Source organism: Tundrisphaera macrotermitis (assembly GCF_051175315.1).
Taxonomy (GTDB): domain Bacteria; phylum Planctomycetota; class Planctomycetia; order Isosphaerales; family Isosphaeraceae; genus Tundrisphaera.
On the sequence record NZ_CP195100.1, the window covers coordinates 1,557,204 to 1,574,629 of the forward strand.

Genomic DNA, 17,426 nt, shown 5'->3' on the forward strand with positions numbered 1-17,426 from the left:
CGGCCCGGAAGCCCACCCACTCTAGGAGAGGACCCACCCGGAGGGCAAGACCCGGCCCGCCCCGGGGATCAAGTCGTGGCCGCGACGCCCTCGGTTTCCGGCAACCGGCCCTCTCGCACCACCGCCCGCCCTCGGCCGACCGACGCCGGAGCCCTCTCCGTCGCGGACGCCGCTCAGTCTTGCCGGTCGAGCCCGGCGAACAGGTCTGCCAGATCCAGGGCGAACCCCGGAAGCACCGCCCCGCCATCGAGCGTCCCCCGCTCATCGATCCGGGTGCTCTCCCCGGTCGACTCGTGGACGGCGACGACCCGCGCCCTCGGGTCGACTTCCCAGACCAGCCGCACCCCGGCCTGGAAGTACTCCGCCCGCTTGCGGTCCATCTCCGCCCGGGTGTTGCTCACGCTCAACACCTCGACCGCCAGGTCCGGGGCGAAGCCGGCGATCGGTTCGGTCGGGAAGCGGCGGCCCGGGATCCGATCCCAGGACGCAAACGCCAGATCCGGCCCTCGAACCGTCCCGGCATACAGTCGCATCATCCCGTCCGGCCCGCTGACGATGCCGAGGTTGCGAGGGATGACGAACCCATTGAGAAAGCCGCCGAGCAGCAGCGCGATGACCGACTCGGCGTAGCCCATGCCCTTCTCCACCAGCGTCCCGTCGACCAGTTCGTAGATCTTCCCGTTCCGCGCATTGGCCTGGATCAGCTGGGCCTCGGTCGCGGTGCCGGGGGGCGGGTCGAGACGGACCCGGATCGGGTCGATCCCGCCCAGCTCTTCGAGCAGGTCGTGCATGGTCGGCCAGCGGACGGGCGAGGTCGCGGTCGCCATCGGTGCCTCCTTTCGATGAGATCAGGCCCAGACGCCGCGGTCGAGCGAGCGGAAGCCGACGGCCTCGGCGATGTTGTGGGGCTGGATGGCGTCCGAGCCTTCCAGGTCGGCCATCGTCCGGGCGACGCGCAGGACCTTGTCGTGGGCGCGGGCCGAGAGGCCGAGTTCTTCCATCGCCCCCTTGAGCAGGCTGGCGCAATCGGGGCGGAGCGAGCAGTACTTGCGGACCTGGCGCGGCGTCATCCGGCCGTTGACCCCGGGGCCGGATCGCCCGAACCGATCCGCCTGCCGGGAGCGGGCCTTGAGGACGTCGGCGAGCAGGTCGGCCGAGGTCGGCCCGGGCGGGGCCTCGGCCAGCTGGGCGAACGGGACGGCCGGCACCTCGACGTGGAGGTCGATCCGGTCCAGCAACGGCCCGGAGATCCGGCTCAGGTACTTCTCGACCTGGGGCGGGGTGCAGGTGCACGCCCGACGCGGGTCGGACCGATAGCCGCACGGGCAGGGGTTCATGGCCGCCACCAGCACGAACTCGGCCGGGAAAGTCGTGCTCCGCAGCGCCCGGCTGATCGTGACCTGGCCTTCTTCCAAAGGCTGGCGGAGCACTTCCAGGGTCTTGCGGTTGAACTCGGGCAACTCGTCGAGGAACAGGACCCCCTTGTGGGCGAGGGAAATCTCCCCCGGCTGGGGCGTGCTGCCCCCGCCCACCAGCCCGGCATCGCTGACCGAGTGGTGCGGGTGCCGGAACGGCCGGACCGCCTTCAGGGACTCCCCGGCGCGGAGCAATCCCATGGCGCTGTAGATCCGGGTCGTCTCCAGGCTCTCCGCCGGGCTCATCGGCGGCATGATCGTGGGCAGGCGTCGCGCCAGCAGGGTCTTGCCCGTCCCCGGAGGACCAATCATCAAAACATTATGACTTCCTGCGGCGGCGATCACCAGGGCCCGCTTGGCGTAGTCCTGCCCCTTCACATCGGAGAAGTCGTCCTCGTAGTGGGAGTTCTGGACGAACACCGCGCCGAGGTCGACCGCCCGGGGCTCGAAGTCGACCTGCCCGGACAGGAAGCCGACGGCCTCGGCCAGGCTGCCCACCGGGTAGACGTCGATCCCCTCGACCACGGCGGCCTCGCCGGCGTTGGCGGTGGGGACGATCAGCCCGGCCTTCCCCTCGGCGGCCGCCGCCAGGGCCATGGCCAGCACGCCCTTGATCGGCCTGGTCTCGCCGTCCAGGGCCAGCTCGCCGACGACGGCGAAGTCCCCCTTGCGCTCGAAGGCCACCTGGCCGCTGCCCAGCAGCAGTCCCAGGGCGATCGGCAGGTCGAACCCCCCGGCGTCCTTCTTGAGGTCGGCCGGGGCGAGGTTGATCACGACCCGGTCGATGGGCCGGCGATAGCCGGAATTGACCAGGGCCCTCTCGACGCGGTGGGTGCTCTCGCGGACCGCCGCCTCGGCCAGGCCGACCAGCACGGTCTTGGGCATCGAGGCCGAGGAGACGTCCACCTCGACCTCGACCGGAGACGCCTCGATCCCCACCAGCGTGTACGACGTGAGCTTCGCGAGCATGGCGGGGGGCACCGACGGTTAGCGGGGATCGGCCGGCCCCCTCGGCGGGGGACTTTCGTTCAGTCTAGCACGACCTCCCGCCGATCGCAGCCGCTCACTTCTTCATCAGCTTCTTCGCGCCGTCGATCACGGTATCCCACTGGAACGCCGGGCCGGGATCGGTCTTGTTGGCCTGGACGTGGTAGTGGCCCAGCACGCCGTGAAAGTTCTTGAAGTCGGCCTCGCCCAGCTTCCTGGTCACGAGCTGGCCGTCGGAGCCCCGAGGGTAATCGCAGGTGATCTTGGGGAAGACCGTGCACAGGGTCGCGGTCAGCTTGATGAGGGCCTCGTACTGCTGCGGGGTGAGGTCGTACTGCTGCAACTCCGTCCCCTGGACCTTGCCCACGACCGGCTGGTCGCGGCTGGGGCGGAGGACCAGGTCGCGGGACCGGGCCGGCAGGAGTTCCGGGTTGGGGAGGGTCAGCCGGGTCTTGCCCTCGGCGTCCTTGCCGTACCAGCGAGTCACGCTCGGGGTGTTGATGTTGGCATAGGCCCCCATGTTGGCGATCTCGATGCCGATCGACCGGGTGTTGGCGATCGAGGCGTGGTAGGCCCGCTCCTTGAGGTCGAGCGTCTGGTAGATCGTCCCGTCGAGGTCCAGCATGAACTGGACGCTCAGGGCCCGCTCGTCGTGGAGGACCCGGAAGCAGGTCTTGCTCGCCCCGGCGACGTCGTAGTGGATCACGAACTGGTCGACGACGCCCTGGAGCATCGGGAGGTCCCAGCCGCCGCCCCGGACCTTCTCGAGCTGCTCCGGGGTGAGGCCGGCCTCACGGATCCCGTAGCGGTTGGGCGACTTCAGCTTCTCCTGATTCTTCATGAACGCCGATTTCTCGATCGGGCCGAACCGCAGCTCGGTCCGGTAGGCGTCATATCCGCCCGGGTCCATCCAGGTGACGACCGGGGTCCCGGTGTGGAACAGCTGGCCGCAGACGACGATCTCATCGCCGCGGCGTTCCAGGCGGTCGCCGACCTTGGGCTCGTCGGCGAGGCCGGCCGATGCGAAGATGAGGAGGGCGAATGAGGCGAGGCAGGAAACGCGGATCATCGGAGGAGGATCTCTTCAAGGTGCGGAATGGTCGCGTCACGCGACGAACCTGGAGGGACCTCCACCATAGCACGACCGGGCCGATCAGGTCACGGGCCAGGGGGGATGGGATGGGCTCGATCGAGGTCTTCGACCACACCGCCGACGTCGGGCTCCGCATCCGCGCGGAGGACCGCGACGACCTGTTCCGCACGGCGGCGGAAGGGGTCTTCGACTACATCGTCGCCAATCGCGAGGCGGTCCGGCCCGAGGTGGCCGAGGCGATCGAGCTGGCCGCCGAGGATGTCGGGGAGCTGCTCGCCGTCTGGCTCAACGAGCTGATCTTCCGGTCCGAGACCCGGCATCGCCTCTATGGCCGGTTCGACGTCCGCGTCGCCGCCGACGGCCTGTCCCTGGCCGCCCGGATCGAGGGAGAGCCGCTCGACCGCGACCGCCACATCCTCGACCACGAGGTCAAGGCCGTGACCCGCCACGGCCTCGAACTGAGGCGGGACGGGGACGGCTGGCTGGCCGAGATCATCCTGGACATCTGACCTCAGAACGCCTCGACCGCGATTGGGTGGGCCGCCATGAACGGACCGACCTTTTCGCGGGCGAAGATGCCCGCCGTGGTGCCGACCGCCCGGACGCAACTCGCCCCGACGGCGCTGGCCATCTTGAGGCACTCGACCTCGGGCAGGCCCTCGATCAGACCGGCGATGTAGCCGGCGTCGAAGGCGTCCCCGCCGCCGGTCCCGTCGACGAAGGTGACCGGATAGGCCCCAATCCGGGCCCGGAGCTGGTCCGAGACGGCGATCGAGCCGTGCTCGCCCCGGGTCACGACCACCCGCCGGGCGCCGAGGTCGTGGAACGCCAGGGCCTGGCGGATCGGGTCGGGCTCGCCCAGGATCAGGGCGGCCTCGTCGGTGTTGGGCAGGAAGACGTCGGTCTCGCGGAGGACCGGGCGGAGGTGGTCGAGGTGCGGGCCGGGGCCCGGCGTGACCACGTCCAGGACCGTGGTGATCCCGGCCCGACGGGCCCGCGCGAACCGCTCGGCCAGTTCGTCGGGATCGAGGCCGGGCATGACCAGGTAGCCGCCCACGTAGAGGACGCGCGGGTTGCCGGCGAGGCTGCGATCGAGGTCGGCCGCCGAGAAGCCCTGGTTCGCCCCGAACGAGTGGATGAATCGGCGATCCTGCCCCTTGACATTGACGATCAGGCTCTGGCTGGTGGCCCGGGTCGGGTCCACGATCAGCCCGGAGGGGTCGACGCCGTGGCCGGCCAGCGACTCGGAAACGAACCGGCCGAAGAAGTCGTCCCCCACCCGGCAGCAGACCGAGGCCCGGACGCCGAGCTTCGCCAGCACGATCGCGGCGTTGGTGGCGCATCCGCCGATGTTCAGGATCAGTTCCTCGGACCGGACCAGCTCGCCGGCCGCCGGCAGGTGGGAGATCGGCGAGCAGAGGTGATCGGCCACGACGATGCCGGCGCAGACCACCGGGCACGCGGAGGATTCGGGGGCATTCACTGGGCTGGACCCTGGGCGGGAGGGTGGAGGGAGGACGCAGCGGGAAAAGCAACCGGCCCCGGTCGCGGCGAGGCGACCGGGGCCGGTTTCGCAATCATTCGGGCAGGCGAGTCGCCGGCGACTCGCCGGGGTTGTCGAGCGAGGCGACGACCTCGTCCCTCGGCTCCGACGCCAGCACCGGGCCGGGTCGGACGCCGATGATCGCCTCGATCTCGGCCACCGACAGGACCTCGCGCTCGATCAGCGCCTCGGTCAGCTTCTCCAGGTCCTCGCGGTGTTCGAGCAGGAGGCGGTAGGCGCGGTCGTCCTCCTCGCGGAGGATGCGGGCCACCTCCTCGTCGATGAGCTGGGCGGTGTGGTCGGAGTGGTCGCGGACCTCGCCCATCTCCCGGCCGAGGAAGGGGTGCTCGTCGGAGTCGCGGAAGTGGACCGGCCCGATCCGCTTGCTCATGCCGAACTGGGCGACCATCATCCGGGCCAGCCGGGTCGACCGCTTGAGGTCGTCGGCGACCCCGGCGGACAGGTCGTCGAACATCAGGCGCTCGGCCGCGCGGCCGCCCAGGCCGACGGCGAGCATGGCGCGGATGTCGCGCTCATAGAAGCTCATCCGCTCCTCGGCGGGCAGGAACTGGGTGAGGCCCAGGGCCCGGCCTCGGGGGATGATCGTCACCTTGTGGACCGGGTCGGCCTCCGGGATCAGCCAGGCGACCAGGGCGTGGCCGACCTCGTGGTAGGCGGTCAGCCGCTTCTCCTTCTCGGTGATGATCTCCTCGCGCTTGGCCCCCATCAGGACCTTGTCGCGGGCGGCGTCGAAGTCGGCCATGCCGACCCGATCCTTGTCCTCGCGGGTGGCGAGCAGGGCGGCCTCGTTGACCAGGTTGGCCAGGTCGGCGCCGCTCATCCCCACGGTGCCGCGGGAGATGCCTTCGAGGTCGACGTCCTCGGCGAGCGGGATGCCCCGGGTGTGGACCTTGAGGATCTCCAGCCGCCCCTTCTTGGTCGGCCGATCCACGGTGACGTGGCGGTCGAACCGGCCGGGGCGGAGCAGGGCGGGGTCGAGCACGTCGGGGCGGTTGGTCGCCGCCAGCACGATCACGCTCTCGTTGGGCGAGAAGCCGTCCATCTCGGTCAGGATCTGGTTGAGCGTCTGCTCGCGCTCGTCGTGGCCGCCGCCCAGGCCGGCGCCGCGGATCCGGCCCACCGCATCGATCTCGTCGATGAAGAGGATGCAGGGGCTGTTCTCCTTGGCCGTCTTGAACATGTCGCGGACCCGGCTGGCGCCCACGCCGACGAACATCTGGATGAACTCGGACCCGGAGATCGAGAAGAACGGCACCCCGGCCTCGCCGGCCACGGCGCGGGCCAGCAGGGTCTTGCCGGTGCCCGGCGGGCCGTTGAGCAGCACCCCCTTGGGGATCCGGCCGCCGAGGCGCTGGAACTTCTCGGGGTTCTTGAGGAACTCGACGATCTCCTGAAGTTCCCCCTTGGCGTTCTCCAGGCCGGCCACCTCGTCGAAGGTGGTCCGCTGCTTGGTCTTGTCGTGCCGCTTGGCCTGGCTCTTGGTGAAGCTGCCGAGGATCCCGCCGTCGAACTGGTCGCGGGCCCGCCGCATCATCAGGTAGACCAGGCCGAGGAACAGGATCGTCGGCAGGAGGAAGGTGATCCAGAGGAGGCCGCCGGCCCCCTGGGGCGAGATCGAGTCGATGACCGGGGTGGCCTCGGTGAACTTGATCGGGTTGCCGTCTTTGTCCTTGAGCGGGTTGCCATCTTTGTCCTTGCGCGTGATCAGGCGGTCGATGACCGGCTGGATCATGTCCTCGGACGGGAAGGTGGTGGTGAACCGCTTGTTGACCTTGATCGGGGTCTGGGGCGGGGGCGGGGCATATTCCGCCTCCCTGCGGAGCCGGCCGTGGACCTCCTGACCCTGGATCGACAGGCTCTCGATATTGTCCGCCTCAACCTGTTCGGTGAAGAACGGGTTGTAGTTGACCGAGACCTCGTATTTGGGCATCACCAGCCAGGAGATCAAGATCACGACGGCGATCAGGAAGCCCCAGAGCCAGGGCGGGGTGGGCGTGCCCCCCGGCCCGCCGGGCTTGCGCCCGGAGTTCAAGGGACGTCGCGGCGTCTCCTGTGGCGGTCGGCTCTCCATAAAATCTCAATTCCCCATAGATCCCTGACCGGGTCGGTCGGGAGGTGTCCGCGGCGCAACGATCGAGAGGCGGAGGATCAAGGCAAGGGCATTGTAGCCGACCGTTTCGGAAAAGTCAGCGTGCAGGGTCGAGGACGGCCGGGGGCGGCAGGATCGGCCGGGGCCGTCCGGCCCGCCTCGCCATACCGGCCCGGCCCTCGCGATCATTTGTGCTGGGTTTCGAGCCACTTCTCGCAGTCGATCGCGGCGGCGCACCCCGAGCCGGCGGCGGTGATCGCCTGGCGATAGTGGGTATCCACCACGTCCCCGGCGGCGAAGACCCCCTCGACGCTGGTCGCCGTCCCGTAGTTGGGCAAGGAGTCGAGGAGCCCGGCGGGGGCCTCGATCCCCTTCCACGCCAGGGCGGTGCGGTTGATCAGGTAGCCCTCCGGGGTCATCGCGAGCTTCCCCTGGAAGGCCTTGGTGTTGGGGGAGTGGCCGATCGCCAGGAACAGGCCGTCCAGCTCCAGGTCGCGGGTCGACCCGTCGTTCTGCCGGAGCCGGACGCCGGTCAGGGCCTTCTGGGGTTCGAGCGGGCCGAGATATTCCTCGGGGGTCGAGTTCCAGGCGTACTCGATCTTCTTGTTGGCGAAGATCCGGTCCTGCATGATCTTCGACGCCCGGAGTTCGTCGCGGCGGTGGATCAGCGTCACCTTGCTGGCGAACCGGGTGAGGAAGGTCGCCTCCTCGACGGCGGTGTCGCCGCCGCCGATCACGCCGACGTGCTTGCCCCGGTACAGGGCGCCGTCGCAGGTGGCGCAGGTGCCCAGGCCGTAGCCCATGTAGTCCATCTCGGACTTCAGCCCGAGGGTCCGGGCCGAGGCGCCGGTGGCGATGATCAGGGCGTCGGCGGTGTGCTCCGACACCTCGCCTTCCATGTTCATCGGGTCGTCGTTGGACTTGATCCGGAACGGTCGCCGGGAGAGGTCGACCTCGAAGACCTTCTCGAACCGGCAATCGGCGCCGAACCGCTGCGCCTGCTTGCGCATGTTCTCCATCAGCTCGGGGCCCATCACCCCTTCGGGGAAGCCGGGGAAGTTCTCGACCTCGGTCGTCCAGGTGAGCTGGCCGCCCGGTTCCTTGCCCTCGAAGACGATCGGGGCCAGGCCGGCCCGCGCCGCATAGAGGGCGGCGGTCAGGCCCGCCGAGCCGGAACCGATCACGATCACTGCCGAATGCGACATCGTTGCCTCGTCCGGGCCGGGCGGACCTGGTGGGACGCCGAGACCCCTGAATGCGCGATGGAGGGTTTCCCCCAACTCTGCCAAATTTCGGCCGGCTTGTCCAAGATCCCGACCCGAGCCCGTCCAGAATGAGGGATTCGACGGCCCGGACCCCGGCGGGGGGCTCCCGGCAGAAACCCCCGAACTGAATACGCCCAGGGGTCGTAAAGGTTCTGCAAGGATGGCCCGAGCAGGATTTCCGGGCGATCGCCCGGGCGTGACCTAGGGTTGCACCAGGACGCCCGCCACCCCGAAGTGACAGACCCGACGACGGGGGATCGGTCACGATACCGCGAGGACGACGCGATGCTGGTTCTGACGCGCAAACTGATGGAAAAGCTCTACATCGGCACGGACGTCTGCGTGACGGTGGTCCGCCTGGAAGGCGGGCAGGTCCGCCTGGGCATCGACGCCCCGAGGGACGTCCCGGTCGTCCGGGCCGAGCTGCTGGCCCCGCGCGACGAGGCGCGGGAGGTCGAGGCGTCCTCGGCCCCGGCGGCCGCCCCGATGGCCCCGTTCATGACGCGATCGGCCTCGGCTCCCGGAATCGGTATCCGACGCCGCGGACCGTCTCGATGAGGTCGGCCGCCTCGCCCATCTTCTTGCGCAGGCTCTTGACGTGCACGTCGATGGTCCGCTCCAGGACGATCGCGTCCTCGCCGATGGCCGCCGACATCAGCTCGTGACGCGAGAACGCCCGCCCGGCCTGCCGGAGCATGGTCTCCAGCAGGCGGAACTCGGTCGGGGTGAGCGGCAGCTCGACCTCGCCGAACAGCGCCCGGTGGCGATGCCGATCGACGACGACGCCCTGGCTTTCGTGGACCGTCCCGGACGCCGGCTCGTCGGCGATCTGGCGGCGCCGGAGTTCCTTCTTGATCCGCTGGACCAGCACCTTCATGGAGTAGGGCTTGGTCACGTAGTCGTCGGCCCCGGTCGCGAAGCCGACGAGCTGGTCGGTCTCCTCGGCCTTGGCCGTGACCATCACGATCGGGATCTGGCGGGTGCGGGTGCCCTGCCGCAGCTCGCGGCAGACCTCCAGGCCCCCCTTGATCGGCAGCATCAGGTCGAGCACGATCAGGTCGGGCAGCTTGATCTGGGCCTGGAGCAGCCCGTCCTGCCCGTCCCGGGCGATCAGGACCTCGAATCCCTCGCGCTCCAGGTTGATCGCCAGGACCTCGACCAGGGAACGTTCATCTTCGACGACCAGGATCTTGGGCTTTGCCATGATCGTGACGGCTCGCGGGGGGAACCGGTCGGCGTCAGCCGATCCGGCCGGTGATGTAGGCTTCGGTCCGGGGGTCGCGGGGGTTGGTGAACAGCCGATCGGTGGGGCTGAACTCGGCGATGATGCCGGTCCGGTGCCCGCCGACGGCGGTCTCGTCGAGCATCAGGCAGGCGGTCATGTCGCTCACGCGGCGGGCCTGCTGCATGTTGTGGGTCACGATCACGATCGTGTAGTCGGACGACAGGTCGTCCATCAGGTCCTCCACGCGGGCCGTGGAGATCGGGTCGAGCGCCGAGCAGGGCTCGTCCATCAGGATCACCTCGGGCTCCACGGCCAGCGTCCGCGCGATGCAGAGCCGCTGCTGCTGGCCGCCGGAGAGTTCCAGGCCGGAGCGGTGGAGCTTGTTCTTGACCTCGTCCCACAGCGCCGCGCGGCGGAGCGAGCGCTCGACCAGGTCATCCATGTCGCCCCGATAGCCGTTGATCCGGGCCCCCCAGGCGACGTTCTGATAGATGCTCTTGGGGAACGGGTTGGGCTTCTGGAAGACCATGCCGATCCGCCGGCGGAGCGCCACGGGGTCCACGTCCGGGGCGGCCAGGTCCTGGCCGTCGAAGGAGATGTGCCCCTCCATGCGGGCGCCCGCGACCAGGTCGTTCATCCGGTTGAAGCAGCGGAGCAGGGTGGATTTGCCGCAGCCCGACGGGCCGATCATGGCGGTGATCTGGTTGCGGGGGATCTCCAGCGTGATCGACCGCAGGGCGAGCGAACTGCCGTACCAGACCGACAGGTCGCGGGCCGCCAGGGCCACCGCGGCGGGGGCGGCCGGGGTCGTCGGCGTCAGGGTCGGGGCGTCTTGGGGGCTCATGGGCGGCTCAGCCTCGGGAGGATCGGGCGTAGCGGTTCCGGATCACGATGGCCACCGCGTTCATCGTCAGCAGGAGGATCAGCAGGAGCAGGATCCCGCCGGCGGCCACGGCCTGGAACCTCGGGTCGGATTCCTTGGCATAGACGTAGATCTCCACGGGCAGCGCCGTGTACCGGCTCGACGGCCCGCGCGGCACCCGGAGGATCGACCCCGCGGCGCCGACCATCAGCAGGGGGGCCGTCTCGCCGATCGCCCGCGACAGGGCCAGGATCGTCCCGGTCAGGATGCCGGGCATCGAGGCGGGCAGGACGTGGTCGCGGATCACCTGCCAGCGGGTCGCCCCCAGCCCCAGGGCGGCCTGGCGGAGCGAGTTCGGCACGGTCCGCAGCGCCTCCTGGGTGGCGATCACGATCACCGGGAGGATCAGCAGGCCCAGCGTCAGCGCCCCGGCCAGGAGCGTCGGGCCCATCGCCAGCCCCCGCACCCCGAACGCCCGGACGAACAGCGCCAGGCCCAAGATCCCGTAGACGATCGACGGCACCCCCGCCAGGTTGGCGATGTTCAGCTGGATGAACCGCCGCAGCCGGCCCCGCGGCGCGTATTCTTCGAGGAACACCGCCGCGCCTACTCCGACCGGGATCGAGATGGTCGCCACCATCCCCAGCAGCCACAGGCTCCCGCCCAGGCCGGCCCGGTAGCCCGCCATCTCGGGGTCCGACGACTGGAGCCGGACGATCAGGTGGCGCAGCTGCGCCCAGATCGGGCGATCCGAAGGCCCCTGCATGATGGCCCCGATGATCGCCCCCAGCAGGATCGACAGCACGACCACGCCGGTCATGGTCGCCACCAGGCAGGCCAGCCCGAAGACCGGGCCCAGGACCCGCCGGCTCCGCCGCTCCGGCTCGTAGATGGCGCGGGCTTCGCTTGCGTCGCTCAATGGTAGGCCTCGCGGTAGCGTCGCAGGATCAGGCCGGAGAGGACGTTGAGCGTCAAGGTCATCAGGAACAGGGCCATCCCCACGGCGAACAGCGACAGGTACTCCGGCGAGTCGCCGGCCGCCTCGCCGCCGGTCACCGCCACGATGTAGGCGGTCATCGTCTCGATCGACTCCAGGGGATTCAGGGTGATCTGCCGGCGCGACCCGGCGGCCAGGACGACCGCCATCGTCTCGCCGATGGCCCGGCTGATCGCCAGGATGAACGCCGCCGCCACGCCCGACAGCCCGGCGGGCAGGACGATCCGGGTGGAGACCTCGAACTTGGTCGCCCCCAGGCCGTAGCCGGCCTCGCGGAGCCCGCGCGGGACGGCCGACAGCACGTCCTCGCTCAGCGACGACACCATGGGGATGATCATGATCCCCACCACGATGCAGGCGCTCAGGGCGTTGTACGCTTCCACGTGGATGCCCAGAGGCGTCAGGATCGCGCGGATCAGAGGGGTCACGATCAGGAGGGCGAAGTAGCCGTAGACGATCGTCGGGATGCCGGCCAGGAGTTCCAGGGTCGGCTTCAGCACCGCCCGGAGCTTGCGCGGGGCGTACTCGCTGAGGTAGATCGCGCTCAGCAGCCCGATCGGCAGGGCGATCAGGCTCGACCCGACCGCGATCACCCCGGTCCCCCAGATCAGGGCGAGGATCCCGTACTGGGGCGGGTCGGCTTCCGGGCGGATCTCGGTGCCGGAGAGGAAGGCCAGGGGCGACACGCCCGAAGTTCGGAAGAAGCGGAAGGCCTCCACGCCGAGCACCAGCACGATCCCGGCCGTGGTCAGCACGGTGATCGAGGCGCAGCCGGCCAGGAACACCAGGACGGCGTACTCCTGGAACCTCTGGAATCGGGTGGGCCCGCCCCAGGTCGGGGCGGTCGTCGCGGGGCCATTGCGGGTGGCGGGGGCCGACATCTCGTCTCCAGTGCCGGTCTCAGGCGTCGGGCGGAGGGGCCTCGACGGCGGCCGGGCCCAGTGCCCTGCGATTCGCCTCGTCGTCCTCGGCGGTCGGCGCAACGTAGCCCCCCTTGGCGGCGAACGTGGCGACCTTGCCCAGGTAGAACCTCACGAACGAGGCGACCCCCGAACGACGGAGGGCCGACTTCTTGGCGTAAAGATAGAGCGGACGCGACAGCGGGACGTATGCCTTCGCCAGGATCGTCTCCGGCGATGGCAAGACGGCCGGCGTTGCCTCGTCCTTGCGGATCGGCACGGCGCGGAGCAGTTCTTCATTCGCCTTGTAGTAGGCGTAGCCGAAGTAGCCCATCGCGTCGGCATCGCCCGAGACGCCCCGGACCAGGACGTTATCGTCCGGGCTGGACTGGACGTCCTCCTTCTGGCTCCGGGCCTTGCCGCAGATGGCCGCGGTGAAGAACTCGAAGGTGCCCGAGTTCTTGTCCGGGCAATAGAGCCGGATCGGCCGGTCGGGCCAGGCGGGGTCCAGGTCCTTCCAGGTCCGGGCGTCGCCGTCCGGGCCCCAGACCCGCTTGAGCTGGGCGACCGTGAGATCCTTGACGAAGTCGTTGGACGGGTGGACCACCACGGTGATCCCGTCGTAGCCGACCACGAACCGGGTCCAGTCGATACCCTGCGCCTTGGCCTTCGCCTCCTCCTCGGGCTTGGCCTTGCGCGAGGCGCCGACCAGGTCGACCTCGTTCTGGAGGTAGCGGATGAAGCCGCCGCCGGTCCCGTGGTTGTCCACGACCACCGCGACCGAGGGCTCGGCCTCGGCGAACGCCTCCTGGGCGGCGCGGCTGATCCGGAAGACGGTGCTCGACCCATCGACCACGACGGTGTCGTCGCTCTCCTGCCCCCCGCCGCAACCGGCGAGGATCGCCGCAAACAGGGCGAGCGACGCCCATCGGGCTCGCGGGGCGGGGCGGGATCGGGGCGATCGCGCCAGGGACTCGGTCATGTGGGTCTCGATCGTCCGGTAGGGCGTGAGGGTCGGGGTCAGCACCGATCCCTCGAAACGCCGGATCCCAGCGTACCGCCGACCCGTGAAGCTTTCGTGAAGAAATCGGGAAAATCCCCACAGGCTTCAGGCGGGCCCCGCGGCCCGCTGCCGGGGCAGGTGGACGGTGAACCGCGACCCCTCGCCGAGCCGGCTGGCGACCTCCACCTGCCCGCCGATCGACTGCACCAGGTGCTTGACGATCGACAGCCCCAGCCCGGTGCCCCCGAGTTCGCGGCTGCGGGCCTTGTCGACGCGGTAGAACCGTTCGAAGACCCGGGGCAGGTCGTCGCGGGGGATGCCGATGCCGGAATCGACCACGTCCAGCGTGAAGACCGACCCGTCGGCCCGGCACCGGAGGCGGATCCGGCCCCCTTCGGGGGTGTACTTGATGGCGTTATCCAGGAGGTTGTCGAGGATTTGCCGGACGGCCTCCTCGTCGGCGACCACGCGGGTCTCGTCGTCCAGGTCGCCGAGGTCGAGCACGAAGTCCAGACCCTTGGACTCGGCCCGGCCCCGGTGGACTTCGGCCAGGGCCTCCACGACCCGGCGGATCTCCAGGGGGCCGTGGTGGAAGACCTCGCCGCCCGACTCCAGCCGGGCCAGGCTCAGGAGGTCCTGGACGAGTTGATGGAGCCGGTCGGCCTGCTCGTCGATCCGGCGGAGGAACCGGACGTTGACCTCCTCGTCGTGGATGGCCCAGTCCAGCAGGGTCTCGGTGTACGCCTTGATCGAGGCGAGCGGGGTCTTCAGCTCGTGCGAGGCGTTGGCGACGAAGTCCTGCCGCATCCGCTCCAGTCGGCGGAGTTCGCTGATGTCGTGGAACACCAGGACCGCGCCGGGGTTCCAGTTGCCCGGGAGCCTCGTACCTTGGACCGACAGGATCCGGGGGGCGGCCCGGGGCAGGACCTCGCGACCCGGGACGGCGAGCTCGCCACGAAAGTCGGGGTCGCCGGCCAGGGTGGCATCGACGGCCGCCTCCAGCTCAGGGCTCCGGATCAGCTCCGGCACCAGCCGGCCGATCGACCGGGCGTCGAGGCCGAACAGCCGGTCCGCGCTGGCATTGGCGAACAGCAGACGGCGCCGGGCGTCGATCGCGATGACCCCTTCGGACATCCCACCCAGGACGACCCTCAGCTGCTCGACGTCGCGCCCCAGCGCTTCGAGCCGCCCTTCCAAACCGGCCGCCACGGCATCGAACCGGCGGGCCAGCCGCCCCCATCGCCCCCCGCTCCGGGCCCGGATCGGCCGGATGGGCCGCCCGGCCTCGAGAGCCTCCAGCCCGCGCTCCAACCCGACGAGGATCCGTCGGAGGACGAACCACCGGCGGCACGCCAGGGCGCCCGCGATGAGGACAAGCGCCCAAACACCGAGCCAGGCGATCGGAGGCAACATCGACTCGCGTCCCCCGGCCGCGTCCGCCCGGACCCACGCGGGTCCGGCGCGGTCGAAGTATCCGGGACGGCATCGGCCGGGTCAACCGGCCGCCCCCCGCAAGGCCGTCGATCAAGGGCGGGGCGGGGCCTCGTCCGACTCGACGTGTTGCGTCGGGTTGCACTTGGCGCACGGCTGGTAGTCCGCCGCGATCGCCTCGTCCGGCCCGTCGAAGACGACCCGATTGCGGTCGAACATGTTGGCGAGCGCCGGGCATTCCGGCAGGTGGAAGTTCTTCGTCTTGCGGTTGCCGATGATCTTCCGGGCCGGGGCCTGGAAGCGGGGTTCCTCGGGCGCGGGGGTCGCCGTCGCGGCGGTTTCCGGGGCCTGCTTCGGCTCGTCGGCGGGCGGGGCGGGGGCCGGCGGCGCGGGGTCGACCGGTGTCGGCCTGGCGACGGTCCAGGTGACGTCGGGCGACCGTGCCGGTTCGACGGTGGCCGGCGGGGTCACTTTCGGGTCGGCCCGGCGGAAGGTGGCCCCATAGGCCAGGCAGAGCAGCGACGCCGCCACCGCGATGCCCACCCCGACCAGACCGCGCGACCAGTACTGGGGGGCCCGGGGAGGGGCCGCCGGCAAGACCGGTATGACAACGCTCCGCTCGAACGACCCGGACTTCGACCTTCGGGGCGCGACCATGTGGCGGGACAGGGCCTCGGCCAGCGACCGCCCGTCGGGGTATCGGTCTTCCGGGTGGAACGCCAGGGCCTTCATGCAGATCCGGTCCAGGGCGGCGGGGATGGCCCGGTCGACCGAACGCGGCGTCGGCGGCGAGGGGTTGGGCTTGAACCGCCAGGGCGGGCTGTCGCTGGGCAGGTCGGTCGGCCTCCGTCCGCAGAGCAGTTCGTAGAGGATCACCCCCAGGCTGTACACGTCGCTGCGGGCGTCGGCCTCGTGCGAGCGGCCGGCGGCGGCCTCCGGGCTCATGTAGTGGGGGGTTCCCAGCACGGTCCCTTCGCGGGTCAGGTCGGAGTCCAGGTCGATGCGCCGGGCCAGGCCGAAGTCGGTCAGGCGGGGGCGGCCCGTGGCATCGATCATCACGTTGGCCGGCTTGAGGTCGCGATGGTAGACCCCACGCGAGTGGGCGTGGTCCAGCGCCAGGGCCAGGTCGTGGACGATCCGCACCGACTCGGTCACCGTCGGGCGGTCGACGTCGCGGACGTTGGACAGGGTCCGGCCCACGACGAGTTGATAGGCGATCCAGCACCGGCCCTCATCCCGCCCGGCGTCGTGGATGCCGACGATGTTGGGGTGGTCGAGCCGGGCGGCGGCCCGGGCCTCGCGATGGAAGCGGGCGATCGCCTTATCGTTGAGCCGGGTCGTCTTGAGGATCTTGAGCGCCACCTCGCGCTCGAGGTTGGGGTCGTAGGCCCGGAAGACCTGGCCGTATCCCCCCTCGCCCAGCGGCTCGCGGATCAGGAATCGGCCGATCCGCTGGGGATCGAACGACGCCCGGGGCTCGACCCTCAGCGTCGGGTCCTCGGCCCCCACGGTCCCGTCCTCCGGGGACTCATGCTCCCCGGTCGATACGTCCGGGTCGTAGGGGGAGGCATCGACCTGCTGGCCGCAGAACGGGCAGGAGATCGGCGAGGACATGCCGGCCTCGCTCGAATACTCCAGGCTCTGCAAGCACGAGCGACAGACCACTCGGACCGGGGGACCCATCGCGTCGCTCCTTGAATCTGGTGTTCCTCGGCACACCCCGCCGCCTCGGGGCAAACCTAGAACAAGGAGCGACGATGTCAATTATTTCGCCGATGCCGCGGGTGCGGCCGCGAAATCGGGCCTAGAATGCGGCCCGCCGGTCACTCGGAGACGGCGCGATACCGGCGGTTCTCGGCGCCGGGGTCGCCGCCGGCGAACTCCCGCGAGAAGGGGATCGCGTCGGCCTCGTCGTGCGACATCGGGAAGATCCGCCGATCCTCGTCGTCGCGCGACGCGACCAGCGGCTCGTAGGCGTCGTCGGCCGACTCGCGATACATGTCGTCGTCGCCCCAGCCCTCGGGGGGCAAGGCCCGGCGGGCCGTCTTGGCGAACACGGCCCGATCCATCGTCTCGCGGAACGCGAGGGGGAGGGTCAGGTCCTTGAAGTCGACGTCGGACAGCTCGATGCCGAATTCGCTCGCCCGGTCGGCGACGACCATCAGCAGTTCCTCGCCGATCTCGTCGCGGCCGGCCATGATCTCGTCCAGGGTCATCCCGCGGAGGAGCCGGCGGGCGGCGGTCTGGACCTCGCCCTGGAGCATCTCGCCGGGGTTGCGCACTTCCTGGGTCGCCGCCCGGGGGTCGGAGACGCGGTACTGGACCACGAAGCTCGCCGAGATCGTCGCGCGATCGGCGGTCAGGAGTTCGGGCACCGGGATCGTCCGGTCGGTCTTCCGGATGTCGATCAGGAGCACCTCGGAGACCGGGGCCGGCCGGCCGAACCCCAGACGCCCCAGCCAGCCGGTCGAACGTCGCGCGATCAGGTGGCGGCCGGCGGGCAGCACGTCCTTCAGGATCCCATCCTCATAGAGGAGGCCGCGGTGCGAATCCTTGATGATCACTACGTCGTGACGACTCATGGGGAATCCTTTCC

At 70.1% G+C, this 17,426-nt stretch carries 16 protein-coding genes; 2 read left to right on the forward strand and 14 right to left on the reverse strand.

What is annotated here, in order from left to right; all coding sequences use genetic code 11:
* Window positions 1–173: 173 nt before the first annotated feature.
* The 3 genes from TA3x_RS06595 to TA3x_RS06605 all read right to left on the reverse strand — a co-directional run bounded on the left by TA3x_RS06595 (window position 174) and on the right by TA3x_RS06605 (window position 3,471).
* Window positions 174–827 (reverse strand): Uma2 family endonuclease, encoded by a 654-nt coding sequence (locus TA3x_RS06595; protein ID WP_435019483.1) that lies wholly within the window; start codon window positions 825–827, stop codon window positions 174–176.
* 21 nt (window positions 828–848) lie between these two features.
* Window positions 849–2,384: a YifB family Mg chelatase-like AAA ATPase gene (locus TA3x_RS06600; RefSeq protein ID WP_435019485.1), complete on the reverse strand. Its 1,536-nt coding sequence runs from the start codon at window positions 2,382–2,384 to the stop codon at window positions 849–851.
* A gap of 94 nt (window positions 2,385–2,478) precedes the next feature.
* The gene (locus TA3x_RS06605) at window positions 2,479–3,471 is read right to left on the reverse strand and encodes an N-acetylmuramoyl-L-alanine amidase (RefSeq protein WP_435019487.1); all 993 of its coding nucleotides are present in this window, start codon (window positions 3,469–3,471) and stop codon (window positions 2,479–2,481) included.
* Window positions 3,472–3,581: 110 nt separating this feature from the next.
* Here TA3x_RS06605 and TA3x_RS06610 point away from each other — a divergent pair, with 110 nt between their 5' ends.
* Window positions 3,582–4,004, forward strand: coding sequence for an archease (locus TA3x_RS06610; RefSeq protein WP_435019489.1), 423 nt, complete (start codon window positions 3,582–3,584; stop codon window positions 4,002–4,004).
* Between the two features lie 2 nt (window positions 4,005–4,006).
* Here the strand turns inward: TA3x_RS06610 and TA3x_RS06615 are convergent, their stop codons facing one another.
* The 3 genes from TA3x_RS06615 to trxB all read right to left on the reverse strand — a co-directional run bounded on the left by TA3x_RS06615 (window position 4,007) and on the right by trxB (window position 8,353).
* Complete coding sequence (locus TA3x_RS06615) at window positions 4,007–4,978, reverse strand: carbohydrate kinase family protein (RefSeq protein WP_435019491.1); 972 nt, start codon at window positions 4,976–4,978, stop codon at window positions 4,007–4,009.
* Window positions 4,979–5,072: 94 nt separating this feature from the next.
* Window positions 5,073–7,130, reverse strand: coding sequence for an ATP-dependent zinc metalloprotease FtsH (gene ftsH, locus TA3x_RS06620; RefSeq protein WP_435019493.1), 2,058 nt, complete (start codon window positions 7,128–7,130; stop codon window positions 5,073–5,075).
* 203 nt (window positions 7,131–7,333) lie between these two features.
* Entirely contained in the window at window positions 7,334–8,353 is a 1,020-nt protein-coding gene (trxB, locus tag TA3x_RS06625) for a thioredoxin-disulfide reductase (RefSeq protein WP_435019495.1), read from the reverse strand.
* Window positions 8,354–8,698: 345 nt separating this feature from the next.
* On the opposite strand from trxB, the gene TA3x_RS06630 reads away from it, so the two are divergent.
* Window positions 8,699–8,971: a carbon storage regulator gene (locus TA3x_RS06630; RefSeq protein WP_435019497.1), complete on the forward strand. Its 273-nt coding sequence runs from the start codon at window positions 8,699–8,701 to the stop codon at window positions 8,969–8,971.
* Here TA3x_RS06630 and TA3x_RS06635 read toward each other — a convergent pair.
* From TA3x_RS06635 to TA3x_RS06670, 8 genes are all read right to left on the reverse strand, one after another.
* Window positions 8,910–9,617: a response regulator gene (locus TA3x_RS06635; RefSeq protein WP_435019499.1), complete on the reverse strand. Its 708-nt coding sequence runs from the start codon at window positions 9,615–9,617 to the stop codon at window positions 8,910–8,912. The genes TA3x_RS06630 and TA3x_RS06635 overlap by 62 nt on opposite strands.
* A 34-nt stretch (window positions 9,618–9,651) precedes the next feature.
* On the reverse strand, window positions 9,652–10,482 hold the full coding sequence (pstB, locus tag TA3x_RS06640; RefSeq protein ID WP_435019501.1) for a phosphate ABC transporter ATP-binding protein PstB: 831 nt from the start codon (window positions 10,480–10,482) through the stop codon (window positions 9,652–9,654).
* Between the two features lie 7 nt (window positions 10,483–10,489).
* Window positions 10,490–11,419 carry a phosphate ABC transporter permease PstA gene (gene pstA / locus TA3x_RS06645; RefSeq protein ID WP_435019503.1) on the reverse strand — a complete coding sequence of 310 codons (930 nt, stop codon included), beginning with the start codon at window positions 11,417–11,419 and terminating at the stop codon, window positions 10,490–10,492.
* A complete protein-coding gene (pstC, locus tag TA3x_RS06650) occupies window positions 11,416–12,378 on the reverse strand; it encodes a phosphate ABC transporter permease subunit PstC (protein WP_435019505.1) in 963 nt (320 codons plus the stop codon). The genes pstA and pstC overlap by 4 nt, the downstream gene beginning before the upstream one ends.
* A gap of 19 nt (window positions 12,379–12,397) precedes the next feature.
* Window positions 12,398–13,423, reverse strand: coding sequence for a PstS family phosphate ABC transporter substrate-binding protein (locus TA3x_RS06655; RefSeq protein WP_435019507.1), 1,026 nt, complete (start codon window positions 13,421–13,423; stop codon window positions 12,398–12,400).
* 81 nt (window positions 13,424–13,504) lie between these two features.
* Window positions 13,505–14,812: a sensor histidine kinase gene (locus TA3x_RS06660; RefSeq protein ID WP_435019509.1), complete on the reverse strand. Its 1,308-nt coding sequence runs from the start codon at window positions 14,810–14,812 to the stop codon at window positions 13,505–13,507.
* 111 nt (window positions 14,813–14,923) lie between these two features.
* A complete protein-coding gene (locus TA3x_RS06665; RefSeq protein WP_435019511.1) occupies window positions 14,924–16,513 on the reverse strand; it encodes a serine/threonine-protein kinase in 1,590 nt (529 codons plus the stop codon).
* Between the two features lie 140 nt (window positions 16,514–16,653).
* A complete protein-coding gene (locus TA3x_RS06670) occupies window positions 16,654–17,412 on the reverse strand; it encodes an SPFH domain-containing protein (RefSeq protein ID WP_435019513.1) in 759 nt (252 codons plus the stop codon).
* Window positions 17,413–17,426: the final 14 nt, after the last annotated feature.

What these genes read in the sequence shown, in the direction of transcription:
- TA3x_RS06595 (WP_435019483.1), bottom strand. Translation starts at nt 827, where the DNA reads ATGGCGACCGCGACCTCGCCCGTCCGCTGGCCGACCATGCACGACCTG.
- TA3x_RS06600 (WP_435019485.1), bottom strand. Translation starts at nt 2,384, where the DNA reads ATGCTCGCGAAGCTCACGTCGTACACGCTGGTGGGGATCGAGGCGTCT.
- TA3x_RS06605 (WP_435019487.1), bottom strand. Translation starts at nt 3,471, where the DNA reads ATGATCCGCGTTTCCTGCCTCGCCTCATTCGCCCTCCTCATCTTCGCA.
- TA3x_RS06610 (WP_435019489.1), top strand. Translation starts at nt 3,582, where the DNA reads ATGGGCTCGATCGAGGTCTTCGACCACACCGCCGACGTCGGGCTCCGC.
- ftsH (WP_435019493.1), bottom strand. Translation starts at nt 7,130, where the DNA reads ATGGAGAGCCGACCGCCACAGGAGACGCCGCGACGTCCCTTGAACTCC.
- trxB (WP_435019495.1), bottom strand. Translation starts at nt 8,353, where the DNA reads ATGTCGCATTCGGCAGTGATCGTGATCGGTTCCGGCTCGGCGGGCCTG.
- TA3x_RS06630 (WP_435019497.1), top strand. Translation starts at nt 8,699, where the DNA reads ATGCTGGTTCTGACGCGCAAACTGATGGAAAAGCTCTACATCGGCACG.
- TA3x_RS06635 (WP_435019499.1), bottom strand. Translation starts at nt 9,617, where the DNA reads ATGGCAAAGCCCAAGATCCTGGTCGTCGAAGATGAACGTTCCCTGGTC.
- pstB (WP_435019501.1), bottom strand. Translation starts at nt 10,482, where the DNA reads ATGAGCCCCCAAGACGCCCCGACCCTGACGCCGACGACCCCGGCCGCC.
- pstC (WP_435019505.1), bottom strand. Translation starts at nt 12,378, where the DNA reads ATGTCGGCCCCCGCCACCCGCAATGGCCCCGCGACGACCGCCCCGACC.
- TA3x_RS06660 (WP_435019509.1), bottom strand. Translation starts at nt 14,812, where the DNA reads ATGTTGCCTCCGATCGCCTGGCTCGGTGTTTGGGCGCTTGTCCTCATC.
- TA3x_RS06665 (WP_435019511.1), bottom strand. Translation starts at nt 16,513, where the DNA reads ATGGGTCCCCCGGTCCGAGTGGTCTGTCGCTCGTGCTTGCAGAGCCTG.
- TA3x_RS06670 (WP_435019513.1), bottom strand. Translation starts at nt 17,412, where the DNA reads ATGAGTCGTCACGACGTAGTGATCATCAAGGATTCGCACCGCGGCCTC.